This window comes from Variovorax cryoconiti, from assembly GCF_051216395.1.
Classification (GTDB): domain Bacteria; phylum Pseudomonadota; class Gammaproteobacteria; order Burkholderiales; family Burkholderiaceae_C; genus Variovorax.
The window spans coordinates 128,968-141,314 of sequence record NZ_JBPJZI010000011.1 but is presented as its reverse complement, the minus strand read 5'-3'; the positions used below and the strand labels follow the sequence as shown (position 1 = coordinate 141,314).

Annotated in this window: 8 protein-coding genes; 6 read left to right on the top strand and 2 right to left on the bottom strand. The window is 69.6% G+C overall.

The annotated features are described in order from the left end of the window. Positions 1–13 precede the first annotated feature (13 nt). The 4 genes from ACSFA2_RS22425 to ACSFA2_RS22410 all read left to right on the top strand — a co-directional run bounded on the left by ACSFA2_RS22425 (position 14) and on the right by ACSFA2_RS22410 (position 8,413). Positions 14–1,438 carry an EAL and HDOD domain-containing protein gene (locus tag ACSFA2_RS22425; RefSeq protein ID WP_435457533.1) on the top strand — a complete coding sequence of 475 codons (1,425 nt, stop codon included), beginning with the start codon at positions 14–16 and terminating at the stop codon, positions 1,436–1,438. Positions 1,439–1,594: 156 nt separating this feature from the next. Further along, positions 1,595–3,703 carry a TonB-dependent siderophore receptor gene (locus ACSFA2_RS22420; protein WP_435457532.1) on the top strand — a complete coding sequence of 703 codons (2,109 nt, stop codon included), beginning with the start codon at positions 1,595–1,597 and terminating at the stop codon, positions 3,701–3,703. A 2-nt stretch (positions 3,704–3,705) separates the two neighbouring features. Further along, positions 3,706–6,135: a PepSY domain-containing protein gene (locus tag ACSFA2_RS22415; protein WP_435457531.1), complete on the top strand. Its 2,430-nt coding sequence runs from the start codon at positions 3,706–3,708 to the stop codon at positions 6,133–6,135. 172 nt (positions 6,136–6,307) lie between these two features. Beyond that, entirely contained in the window at positions 6,308–8,413 is a 2,106-nt protein-coding gene (locus ACSFA2_RS22410) for a putative bifunctional diguanylate cyclase/phosphodiesterase (RefSeq protein ID WP_435457530.1), read from the top strand. A 29-nt stretch (positions 8,414–8,442) separates the two neighbouring features. Here the strand turns inward: ACSFA2_RS22410 and mnmC1 are convergent, their stop codons facing one another. Continuing rightward, complete coding sequence (gene mnmC1 / locus ACSFA2_RS22405) at positions 8,443–10,245, bottom strand: FAD-dependent 5-carboxymethylaminomethyl-2-thiouridine(34) oxidoreductase MnmC1 (protein ID WP_435457529.1); 1,803 nt, start codon at positions 10,243–10,245, stop codon at positions 8,443–8,445. Positions 10,246–10,249: 4 nt separating this feature from the next. Beyond that, positions 10,250–10,525 (bottom strand): oxidative damage protection protein, encoded by a 276-nt coding sequence (locus tag ACSFA2_RS22400; RefSeq protein ID WP_435457528.1) that lies wholly within the window; start codon positions 10,523–10,525, stop codon positions 10,250–10,252. A 170-nt stretch (positions 10,526–10,695) separates the two neighbouring features. On the opposite strand from ACSFA2_RS22400, the gene ACSFA2_RS22395 reads away from it, so the two are divergent. Both ACSFA2_RS22395 and ssuE read left to right on the top strand, forming a co-directional pair. Further along, complete coding sequence (locus ACSFA2_RS22395) at positions 10,696–11,718, top strand: sulfate ABC transporter substrate-binding protein (RefSeq protein ID WP_435457527.1); 1,023 nt, start codon at positions 10,696–10,698, stop codon at positions 11,716–11,718. A 19-nt stretch (positions 11,719–11,737) separates the two neighbouring features. Further along, entirely contained in the window at positions 11,738–12,322 is a 585-nt protein-coding gene (ssuE, locus tag ACSFA2_RS22390; protein ID WP_435457526.1) for an NADPH-dependent FMN reductase, read from the top strand. The last annotated feature ends 25 nt before the right edge of the window (positions 12,323–12,347 follow it).

Below are 12,347 nucleotides of genomic sequence, written 5' to 3'. Positions count from 1 at the left end.
ATGGAATACGGAAATGCCATTCAAATTCTTCCGGCGGCACGAGCCCGAAGCCGCCCCAGCCCCCGCCCAAGAGGCGATCGCAGCGCCCGTCGCTGAACCGGCCGCGCCTGCACCGGCCACCGGTTTTCTGACCTACGCACTGCAACTGGACGCGCAACGGCATATCAAGGGCTACAAGTTCGAATGGCATGAAGCGTCTGGCGACGCCGATGCGTCCGAGGACTTCCGCGCGCTGGTGCGCACGGTCGCATCGAACCTGAACAGCGGCAAGGCCGGCTGGCGGCTCGGCAAGCTGGTGGTCTACCTCGACGCGACCGTCGAAGGCCTGGCCTTCGAGGAGTTGCAGGCGCTGCCCGCGAAGAGCGTGGTGCTCTGCCTGCGGCTGGGCGAGCTGGCGGACAAGAAGAACTGGCCCGCGTTGGAGGCACTGCGGGAGCGCGGCTTCGGCATCATGCTGTGCGACGTGGAGGCCTTGCCCGAACCGCCGCCGGTGCCTGTGCCGGCACCGGTCATGGTGCCGGCCAAGCCGGCAGCGCCCGAGGCCGCCGACGGGGCCGAGCCCATCGAGGAGCCGGAAGCGCCAGACCCCTTCGGTGCGCTGGCCCTCATCACGCATCTGGATGTGCGTGAAGGGCGCAGGGAGATGGTCGACCGCGCACGGCAAATGCGCGGCCCCGGAAAGCCGGCGATCCACCCGATCGCCACGCGCATCGGGAGCTGGGCCGAGTTCGACGCCTGCGCGGCCCGCCGCCTCGACGCCTTCGTGCGCGGCAAGGAAGCCATCATGGCCGAGACCAAGCCGGGCGCGGCGCTGCAGCCGGAATCGGTGCTGATCATCCGCGTCATGCAGATGATCCAGCGCAACGAGGACGTGCGCGCCATCGAGGCGGCGCTGGTGAACGACGAGGCGCTCACGGCCCGCCTGCTGCACCACATCAACACGCTCACCGCCGGCCACAACGTCGAGGTGCATTCGCTGCACCACGCCGTCGCGTTGCTCGGCTTCGGGCCGCTGTTCCGCTGGCTGTCGCTGCTGCTGGCGACGAGCACCAAGGCCAGCAGCCTCGCCTACATGACCAAGAAGGCCATCATGCGCGGCCGTTTCGTCGAGCTGATGGGGCAGGGCGCGCTGCCGGCCGACGAATCCAACAACCTGTTCGTCTCGGGCATGTTCTCGCTGATCGACCGGGTGCTGGGCGTGCCGATGGAAGAGGTGCTGGCCAAGGTGAATCTGCCCGAGGCGGTTCAGGAGGCCGTGCGCACCCGCGGCGGCATCTACGGCCCGTTCGTCGCGCTGGCCGAGTCCTGCGAGATCGACGCTGCCGACGCGGCCTCGCTGGCAACGTCGATGGGGTTGAGCACCGAGAAGGTGAATGCATCGCACCTGGCTGCCATGGCCTGGGCGCTGGATGTGAGCCCTGCGGAAGTGACCTATTGAGTGGCGCGCCAGGCGCGGGACTGTGGCGCGCAGCCGTCACGTTCCGTTGCTAATGAGAATTACTATCGATAATAATCGGGGTTATCCCTAGCGCTGCACCCTGCACGCGCGGATCGGCGATCCGCCGGTCACCCAGCAGACATCGAGGAAGCCCCCATGAGGAAGCTGTATTTCGGCCTGGCGCTGGCCGCCGTGCCGTTGGCGCACGTTCACGCCCAGACCGCGTCGACCACCACTGGCGAGCTCGCCACCATCAACGTCGACGCATCGCGCACCAACGGCTTCGTGCCCAGCACGGTCGAGGCCGGCACCTTCCGTGGCACCAACCTGATGGATGTGCCGGCCACGGTCAACACCGTGACGCGCGAGGTGATCGAGCTGCAGGGCGCCGCGGGCGTGTACGACGTGCTGCGCAACACGGCCGGCGTCACGCGCCAGCAGAACGGCGGCGACACCTTCGACCAACTGGTCATCCGCGGCATCGCGGTGGAGAACCGCACCAACTACCGGCTCAACGGCTCGCTCGCGATCCCGAACATCTCCGAGATCCCGATGGAGAACAAGGAGCGCGTCGAGGTGCTCAAGGGCGCCTCGGCGCTGTACTACGGCTTCACCACGCCGGCCGGCGTCATCAACTTCGTGACGAAGCGGGCCAGCGCCACGCCGGTGACCTCGCTGGGCCTGGTGTTCGACGAGCACGGCACGGCGCAGGGCTCGATGGACATCGGCCGCCAGTTCGGCGACGAGAACCAGTTCGGCCTGCGCGTGAACGCGGCCGGCGGCCGCATCGGTTCGGCGATCGACGGTGTCGACGGCAACCGCCAGTTCGGTTCGGCGGCCTTCGACTGGCGCGTCAACAGCCGTCTCACGCTGCGCGCCGACGTCGAGCAGTACCACAAGGAGATCGTCGAGCAGGCCGGCATCACGCGGCTCGCGGCGGTCAACGGCGCGATCGCGCTGCCGGCGCTGCCCGATCCGACGAAGCGCCTGGGCCCGCTCTCCGCGGTCTTCGATGCCAAGGTGACCAACACCCAGGTGCGCGCCGATTACGCCCTGACGGACACCTGGGCGCTGATGGTGGAAGCCGGCCATTCGGAAGGCGAGCGCGACCGGCGCCTGGCGTCCTTCAGCAACTACAACGTGCGCACCGGCGCCGGCCGCATCACCGGCAACGACCAGCATCTGGAACAAAGTTCGGACCTGTTCCGCACCGAGCTCTTCGGCACCTTCGCGACCGGTGGCCTGCAGCACGAACTGACCCTCGGCGCGGCGCGCAGCGACAAGACGCAGGACCCGATCTACCAGCGCACCTACGGCGGCGCGACGACGGTGCAGAACCTCTACAACCCGGTGTCGATCGGCACGCTCACGTCGACGGCGCTGCCCACGCGGCCGACCAGCGGCGGGCTCGACAGCGAAGAGCTCGGCCTCTACGCGCTCGACCGCATCACGCTGACACCGCAGTGGCAGCTGGTGGTCGGCGCGCGCCACACGCAGTACGAGAGCACGCAGGACGCGAGCGCCACGCTGCCGCGCATCGCCTACGACGTGAGCAAGACCACGCCGCTGGCCGCGCTCAGCTACAAGTTCACGCCCGACCTCGTGGGCTACGTGTCGTATGCGCAAGGCGTGGAAGAGGGCGACATCGCCCCGGCCGGCACCGCGAACCAGAACACCCGCATGGCGCCCGGCGTGAGCAAGCAGAAGGAACTGGGCCTGCGCTGGCTCACCGGCGGCGGCACGCTGCTGTCGACCGCGCTGTTCGACATCGAACGCCCCGGCGCGTACACGAATGCGGCCAACACCTTCGTGGCCGATGGTCGCCAGAACTACCGCGGCATCGAGATGTCGGCGCAGGGCCGGCTGACCCGCGCGCTCGCCTGGCAGATGTCGGCGCAGTGGCTCGACGCCGAGTTCGCCGACATCAATGCGCAGTACAACGGCAAGATGCCCGAGAACACCGCGCGCAAGACGGCCAGCCTGTTCCTGGCCTACGACATCGCCGCGCTGCCGGGGCTGTCGGTCAATGGCGGCGCGTACTTCACCGGCCGCCGCCCGATCGACGACCTGAACCAGGGCTTCATCCCCAGCTACACCATCTTCGCCGCCGGCGTGCGCTACGTGACGCAGCTGATGGGCCGGCGCACCACCTGGCAGGTGAACGTCGACAACCTGGCCGACAAGCGCTACTGGGCAGCGGCCGGCACGCGCCTGGCGGTGGGCACGCCGCGCACCGTCCGCGCCGCGCTCAAGGTCGACTTCTGACCATGGGTTCCTTGCGACGCGTCTGGTTCCAGATCCACTGGTTCATCGGCATCACGGCCGGCACGGTGCTGGTCGTGATCGGCCTGACCGGTGCGGCGCTGTCGTTCCGTGCCGAGATCGTCGATGCGATGAATCCCGGCCTGCGCCACGTGCCGCCACCGCCGGGCGCGCACCTGCTCACGCCGGCCGAACTGATGGACCGTGTGCAGTCCCAGTCGCCCGGGCATCGCGTCGCAACGATCCGCGTGTTCTCCGAACCGGGCCGGCCGGCCCGCATCGGCTTCGCGCCGGCGCCGGGAGAACGGCGCGGCGAGGCGCGCCTGGTCGACCCGTACACCGCGGCGCTGCTGCCGGAGCCGCAAGGCGAAGACTTCTTCGAATTCATGGAGCGCCTGCACCGCTGGCTGCTGCTGCCGCGCGATACCGGCAAGTCCGTCACGGGCACGCTCGCAGCCGGGTTGCTGGTGCTGTCGCTGTCGGGGCTGTACCTGCGCTGGCCGCGACGGCCGCTCGCATGGCGCGCCTGGCTGCGGCTCGACTTCGGGCTTACGGGGCGCGCTTTTCTCTGGAACCTGCATGCGGTAGTCGGCACGGTCGCCCTGGTCGTCTATCTCGTGTCGAGCCTGACCGGCGTGTACTGGGGCTTCGATACGGTCCGCACATGGGTCGACGATGCGGCGGGAGAGGGTCGCACCATGCGTGCGCAGCGGGCGCAGGGCGGCAATGCCAAGGCCGCGTCGCCGCCTGCGCCTGTGAAGCTCGATCTGCCGCGCGTCTGGCAATCCTTCGGTGACGTGACGCAGGGCGACTGGAGCCAGGTCACGCTGCAGCTGCCGGCCCGCAATGCGTCCAACGTCGAGGCCACCTACCTGCGTTCGACGCCCGAGCACGAAAGGGCCCGCAACCGCCTCTACCTGAACGCCGCCACCGGCGAGCCGTCGCAGCACGAACGCTATGCCGACAAGCCGCTTGCGGGCCGGCTGGTGAACAGCATCTACCCGATGCACATGGGCAGCTACTGGGGCTTGCCGGGCCGCATCGTCATGACAGTGAGCAGCCTGGCGATGGCCTTGTTCGCGATCACCGGCTGGATGCTCTACCTCGGCCGGCGCCGCACGAAGAAGGCGGTGCGCGCCGAGCGCGCGCGGCTGGGCGAGGGCGCATCGGCCAGCGGCGGCGAAGCGGTGCTGATCGCCTTCGCCACCCAGACGGGTCAGGCCGAAGGGCTCGCGCTGCAGACCGCCGGTGCGCTGCAATCGGCCGGCATCGCGGCGGTGGTCAAGCCGGTGTCGGAACTGACGGCCGACGTGCTGGCGCATTTCAGGAAGGCCCTGTGGATCGTCAGCACCTTCGGCGAAGGCGACCCGCCCGACACCGCACGCGCCTTCGCACGCGGCTTCGCGCGGCTCGGGCCGGATCTGCGGCATCTGCAGTACGGTGTGCTGGCGCTCGGCGACCGGCGCTACGCGGCCTTCTGTGGATTCGGCCGCAAGCTCGACCACGACCTGCGCACCCAAAGCGCGCAGGCGCTGTTCCCCATGGTCGAGGTCGATGCGAACGACGGCGCCGCGCTCGGCACCTGGCGTGCGGCGCTGGCACGCAGCTTCGGTCTGTCGGGCGCTGCGGCGTCGTCGTGGGCCACGGCCGACACGGCTTCGCGTGCGCCGGCGTTCGAACCCTGGCGGCTCGTGAGCCGCCGCATGCTCAACCCGGGCAGCGAAGGCGATCCGCTGTACGAGATCGAACTGTCGGGCTCGTTGGCGGCGACCTGGGCACCTGGCGCGCTGGTCGAGGTGGTGCCGCCCGCGCCACCGGCGGCAGGCGATGCCCCGGTGGCGCCGCGCAGCTACTCGGTGGCCTCGCTGCCGTCCGATGGCGCCTTGCAGTTGCTGGTGCGCCAGGCGCGCCACGCGAACGGGCTGGGTGTGGCTTCGGGCTGGTTGACCGAAGGCGCGACCATTGGCGCCGAGGTGCCGTTGCGGCTGGTCGCCAATCCGTCCTTCACCTTGGTGGACGACGCGCAGCCTTGCATCTTCATCGGCAACGGCTCGGGCTTCGCCGGGCTGCGTGCGCACCTGCGCGAACGCGTGCGCCGCGGGCACGGGCGCAACTGGCTGGTGTACGGCGAGCGCGCGTCGCAGCACGATGCCTTCTTCGTCGACGAACTCTCCGCCTGGCGCGCACGCGGCCTGTTGGCGCGTGCCGACATTGCCTACTCGCGCGACCAGCCCGAGCGCATCTACGTGCAGGACAAGCTGCGCGCCGCCGCCGAAGAACTGGCCGCGTGGGTGCACGACGGTGCGGTGATCTACGTCTGCGGCAGCCTGGCCGGCATGGCGCCGGGGGTCGATGCGGCCTTCGCCGACATCCTGGGCATGGATGCCTTCGACGAGCTCATCGCGCTGGGTCGGTATCGGCGCGACGTGTATTGAGCGCCGTGTCTGGTGCGGCCGGCCGGTGGCTGCTTCGTCGGGTTGAATGGCGCGCCGGCGCGCCTGCTCGAGCGCCGATCTGATCCGGTCGAACAGGCCCGCAACTGCTCACACCGCCGGCGCAGGTTGCCCGGCAGACTGCGAGCATGTCTAAACCTCAACCGTCCCGCCCATGCCGCGCCGCGATGCCGCCTTGACGCTGGCGGCAGCCAGCCCCGTGCCTCCGGACCCCGAGCGTGCCCTGCATGAGGTGCTGGACCGGCTGGGACCTTCCATCTTCGCCGGTCTGCTGGACACCGACGGTGTGCTGCGCTACGCCAACCAGGCGGCGCTGCGGGCCATCGACAGCAGGCCGGAGCACGTGGTCGGCCGGCGCTTCGACACCACCCCCTGGTGGCAGGCCTGCGCGCAGTCGCAGTGGCGGCTGCAACAGGCGCTGGCCAGCGCATTGCGCGGTGACGCCTCGCGCTTCGACGTGCGTGTCGCCACCAGGATCGGTGTTTCGCTGGCGATGGACTTTTCGCTGCTGCCGCTCTACGGCGCGGACGGTCGGGTGGCCTGGCTGATCGCCTCTGCGCGCGACGTGACCGAACGGGATCAGGCGCAGCAGCAGCTGCTGCTGACCCGCCATGCCGTCGAGCAGGCCAACGACGCGCTACTGCAGGTCGGGCCGGACGGCGCCTTTGGGGATGCCAACGCCGCTGCATGCCGGCTGCTGGGCCTGGAGCGCGACCAACTGCTGCGGCTGCGGGTGCCCGATATCGACACGCAGACCGACGAGACGCAGTGGCCGCAGCGCTGGCGCGAGCTGTGTGAACGCGGCTCCTTGCGTTTCGAGACCAGCGTCCGCCACCGTGAAGGCCATGAGATCCCAGCCGAGGTCTGCATCAGTCTGGTGACGAGTGGCGATACGTCCTTCGCCCATGTCTGCATCGACGACCTGCGCGAACGCCGCGCCGCCGAACGCCGTATCCAGCAACTGCTGCAATTCGACGAACTGACAGGGTTGCCGAACCGCCAGCGACTCTTCGAGCGCCTGGATGCGATGTTGCAGACCGGCGTTCAAACCACGGTACTCGTGCTGGAGCTCGACCGCTTCAAGCGCATCAACGACGGCCTCGGCACGCACATCGGCGACGCGGTGCTGCGGGAAGCGGCCCAGCGCATTGCCGCCACTGTGCGCAGCATCGACCTGGTGGCGCGCCGCGGCGGCGACGAGTTCGTGATCGTGATGCCGGCCCCGTCGGCGCCGGCGATGCGCACGGCGCAGGCACTGCTCGACGGCATCGCCGGACCGATGTCGATCCAGGGGCATGAGATCTACCTCACCTGCAGCATCGGCATCGCGATGGCACCTGCCGACGGCGACCGTGCCGACACTCTGCTGCGCCGCGCCAATGCCGCGCTGCACCACGCCAAGCGGCTGGGCCGCAACCAGGTCAGCGTCTACGCCGGCGCGCCGCACGATGACGACCCCGAACGGCTGGCCCTGGAGACGGCGCTGCGCCATGCGCTGCGCGACGAGCAGCTCGAACTGCACTACCAGCCGCAGGTCGATCTCGCGCATGGCCGCATCGTCGGCGTCGAGGCCCTGCTGCGCTGGCAGCACCCGACGCTGGGCCGCATCGCACCGGATCGCTTCATCCCGATCGCCGAAGAGACCGGCCTGATCGTCGCCATCGGCGACTGGGTGTTGCGCCGCGCCATCGAGCAGGCAGCGGCCTGGCAGCGTGCCGGGCTGCCGCCACTGCGCATGGCGGTCAACCTGTCGGCCCGTCAGCTGCTGCATCCGGACCTGGCGCGGCGCATCGAAGGCCTGCTTGCCGCGGCCGGCCTCGACCCGCAGCTGTTCGGCGTCGAGGTCACCGAGAGCATGCTGATCGCCAACTTCGATCAGGCCGTGCAACACCTGCGAGCGCTGCGTGCGCTCGGCGTCGAAATTTCACTCGACGACTTCGGCACCGGCTACTCGAGCCTGAGCTACCTGCGCCGGCTGCCGGTGGACGTGGTCAAGATCGACCGCTCGCTGGTGCCCGACGTCACCGCACCGGCGGATGACGTGTCGATCACGCGCGCCATCATCACGATGGCGCACCAGCTGCAGATGAAGGTGCTCGCCGAGGGCGTCGAAAGTGAAGGCCAGGCGGCCCTGCTGGCCGCCAACCAGTGCGATCAGATGCAGGGCTACTGGTTCAGCGCCGCACGGCCGGCGGCAGCGGTCGAGGCGATGCTGCGCGACGGCCGGCAGATCGATCCGGCCCTGCTGGGCCGGCGTTAGCGGCAGTGCACCTTGCTGCTGGTCGACCGTCAGCCCGTCACCGACGACGCGCCGTGCGCGTGCGTTTGCGCACGGGCACGTGGCGCTGCGCGCTGCGTATCCAGCGCAGCCGCCAGCGCCGCCGGCACCGGCAGCGGCTCCGCATGCCACCGCGCGGCCAACAGCTCGGCGCACAGCACCGCGAAGCTCAGGCCACGCGAGCCGAGCGCGCTGCACAGCCAGGGGCCTTGCGGGGCCTCGGCATCGCAGGGGCCGACCAGCGGGCGGCGGTCGTGCGATGCGCAGCGCACGCCGGCCCAGGCCTGGACCTGCCCTTGAGAGAACGCATCGTCCAGCATCGCCGCCGCGCCGGGGTGCAGCCGTGCGAGCCGTGCGCGGTTGGCTTCCTTGTCGGCCTCGCATGTCGTCGTCTCGCGGCGGTCGCGGTCGAAGGTGGCGCCGGCGAGCCAGAAGGCGCCGTCGGCGTCGGGCACATGGGCGATGAGATGGCCATCGCCGTTGAGCGGTGTCGTGGGCAGATCGGGCGCCCAGACCATGCGGCCCCAGGCGACCTGGCCGCGCACGGGTTGAAGCGCAAATCGCGGGGCGTGTGCGGCGCTGTCGAAACCGGCGGCGATCACGACGCCGTCGGCTTCCGCGAGCAACTGGTCTTCGCCATCGAAAAGCCGCCAGCCTGTGGGCGCCACGCCAGGCTGGATGCCTTCAATGCGTTCGACGCGCGCGCCGCAGCGCACGGTCACGCCCGGCTGCGCGAGCCAGGCCGCCACCAGGCGCGCCGGCTTGGCCCAGCCGCCCCCGGCATGCCACAGCGCCGTGGTCTCGTCGGGCAGGCCCGCTGATCGCAGCCGTGCCGCATCGGCGCGCCACGATGCGTTCGGCCCCTCGGCCGACCAGCCGGCCGGCAGGCGATCGTCGCCCGGCGCACGACGCTCGACGACGCCGCTGGCGCGCCAGTCGACGCCTTCCTCGAGCCGGTCGTGCAACTGCTGCAAGGTCAGCCGCAAGCCCGCGCGCGTGAGCCGCGAGAGCAGTGCGTCGTCCGCCGACACGTGCGGCGCGAACACGGCGGCCGGCACGCCCGACGCACCAGTGGCGGGCCGCTCGGCGGCGTCGAGCACCGTCACGCGCCAGCCGCGGCGCGCCAAGCTGGCGGCGACGGCCGCACCCGCCAGGCCGGCACCGATCACCGCGCAATGGCCTGGCGTCACGGCCTCGGCCACGGGCGTGCGCCGCCGCAGCGTCCACGCCGGCGCGAACTCGCCTTCGAGGCCGCCGCCAACCGCCGACTCCCGCACCGTGAAACCGTTCTGCGCCAACGCGTCGCGCACTCCCTGCGCGCTGCGCGAGCTGGCGATGCGCGTGCCGAGCCGGGCGAAGCGCGACACGGCCTTCAGCGTGTCGGGCGACCACTCAGCCAAGTCCTGCTCAGAGCAGTGGCCATTCAGAAGGATGCTGTCGGCCTCGAAGCGCTGGCCACGCAGCATCGTCTGCATCTCGCCGATGCACAGCGTGAGCAGCACGTGGCCATCGTCGAAGGACAGCCGATGAAAGCCGGGCAGCAGGCCGTGCCATTGCGCTGCGAGCAGCGCGCCGAGTTCGGAAAATTGGGGTTCGACGGCCACCGCGCGCAGCAGCTCGTCGCGCGACACCGGCTGCGCCTCAATGGCCACGACATGCAGCATGCGTGGCCGCTGCGCGTCATCGCGCCACGCCTGCCACGCCGCCAGAAAATGCAGGCCGACCCCGAAGCCGACCTGAAGAACGCGCCACTGCGGCCGACCGGCCCATGCCCCGGGCACGCCGTCGGCGCGCCAGGCGACCGGCTCGGCCACCGCGTCAGGCCGCGGGCGGCGGGACGTAGCCTTGCGCCACGTCAGCGCCTTCGCCGAAGAAGTGCTTCTCCATCTGGCGCTTGAGGTACTCGCGGGCGCGCTGGTCGGCCAGGTTCAGGCGGTTCTCGTTCACCAGCATCGTCTGCTGCTTGAGCCAGGCGGCCCAGGCTTCCTTGCTGACGTTTTCCCACAGGCGTTTGCCGAGATCGCCGGGGTAGGGCGGGAAGTCGAGACCTTCGGCCTCTTTGCCGAGCTTGATGCACTGGACCATGCGTGCCATTTTGTTTTGCCTTCGTGTGTGGGTTGGCGGGCATGCCGATGGGGCGGCGCCCGCTTAGTTGATTTCGCTATTTAGAACTGAGAACTCAGTCGTTCCCTGTTCCTTATGCCGTATTCAGAATCGGCGACTTCATCGATATGCCCCTTGCGCCGAACAGAGAGCAGACCCCCATGAGCCATCGCCGCGACTTTATCAAGCTTTCCCTCGGCGCCGCCCTCGCGAGCGGCATGGCCCTCACGGCCGTGCCGTCCTTCGCCCAGACGGTGAACCTGCTCAACGTGTCCTACGACCCGACGCGCGAGCTGTACGTCGACTACAACAAGGCCTTCGCCGCCTACTGGAAGGGCAAGACCGGGCAGGACGTGGTGATCAAGCAGTCGCATGGCGGCTCGGGAAAGCAGGCGCGCTCCATCATCGACGGCATCGACGCCGACGTCGCCACGCTGGCACTGGCCGGCGACACCGACGCGCTGGTCAAGCACGGCGGCCTGGTCAAGGCCGACTGGCAGAAGCGCCTGCCGCACAACTCGGCGCCCTACACCTCGACCATCGTGTTCCTGGTGAAGAAGGGCAATCCCAAGGGCCTGAAGGACTGGGACGACCTGGTCAAGCCGGGCGTGCAGGTCATCACGCCCAACCCGAAGACCTCGGGCGGCGCCCGCTGGAACTACCTGGCCGCCTGGGAATTCGCCAAGCGCAAGTACGGTGGCGACGAGAAGGCCAAGGACTTCGTCGCCAAGCTCTACAAGAACGTGCCGGTGCTCGACACCGGTGCCCGCGGCTCGACCATCACCTTCGTGCAGCGCGGCGTGGGCGACGTGCTGCTGGCCTGGGAGAACGAGGCCTATCTGGCGTTGAAGGAATTCGGTCCCGAGAAGTTCGACATCGTCGCGCCCTCGATCAGCATCCTGGCCGAGCCCACCGTGGCGGTCGTCGACAAGGTGGTCGACAAGAAGGGCACGCGCGCCGTCGCCGAGGAATACCTGAAGTACCTCTACTCCGACGAAGGCCAGGACATCGCCGGGCGCAACTACTACCGCCCGACCTCCGACAAGGCCAAGGCGAAGTACGACAAGCAGTTCCCCAAGCTGACGCTCTTCACCATCGACCAGGCTTTCGGCGGTTGGGAGAAGGCCGACAAGGTGCACTTCGCGGACAACGGGTCTTTCGACCAGATCTACACCAACAAGTGATTCCAGCCGAAAGCATCGCGTGACTGTTCTCCTGATTGCCGGCAGCCCGACCTCGCCTTCGCGCTCGTCGGCCTTGCTCGAAGCCGTGGGCCAGCGGCTGGAAGGCCGCGGCGCCCGCATCGACCGCATCGCCGTGCGCGAGCTGCCCGCGCAGCCGCTGCTGCATGCCGACTGGAGCCATCCGGCGGTCGAGCGCGTGATTGCGCAGGTCGCCGAAGCGCGTGTGGTGGTGATCGCCACGCCGGTCTACAAGGCGGCCTACAGCGGCATCCTGAAAGTGCTGCTCGACTTGCTCGCGCAGGACGGGCTCAAGGGCAAGACGGTGCTGCCGCTGGCGACCGGCGGCAGCCCGCACCACATGCTCGCGCTCGACTATGCGCTGCGGCCGGTGCTGCAGGCCTTGGCTGCGCGGCAGATCCTGCCGGGCGTCTATGCCACCGATTCTCAGATCACGTTGACGCCCGAGGGCGCCTACCTGGTGCACGCCGACCTGGCGCGGCGGCTCGACGATGCGGCCGAGGCGCTGGCGGCCGAAGGCCTGAAGCTGGCGCCGCGGCGCGGCTTCGACCCAGTGCCGTTCTCGCAGGTGCGATGTAGCGTCTGACGGCACGCCCGTCTGCACGTCTTTC

Excerpts from the sequence above, each read along its gene's own strand:
- ACSFA2_RS22425 (WP_435457533.1), top strand. The coding sequence starts at position 14 with ATGCCATTCAAATTCTTCCGGCGGCACGAGCCCGAAGCCGCCCCAGCC.
- ACSFA2_RS22420 (WP_435457532.1), top strand. The coding sequence starts at position 1,595 with ATGAGGAAGCTGTATTTCGGCCTGGCGCTGGCCGCCGTGCCGTTGGCG.
- ACSFA2_RS22415 (WP_435457531.1), top strand. The coding sequence starts at position 3,706 with ATGGGTTCCTTGCGACGCGTCTGGTTCCAGATCCACTGGTTCATCGGC.
- ACSFA2_RS22410 (WP_435457530.1), top strand. The coding sequence starts at position 6,308 with ATGCCGCGCCGCGATGCCGCCTTGACGCTGGCGGCAGCCAGCCCCGTG.
- ACSFA2_RS22400 (WP_435457528.1), bottom strand. The coding sequence starts at position 10,525 with ATGGCACGCATGGTCCAGTGCATCAAGCTCGGCAAAGAGGCCGAAGGT.
- ACSFA2_RS22395 (WP_435457527.1), top strand. The coding sequence starts at position 10,696 with ATGAGCCATCGCCGCGACTTTATCAAGCTTTCCCTCGGCGCCGCCCTC.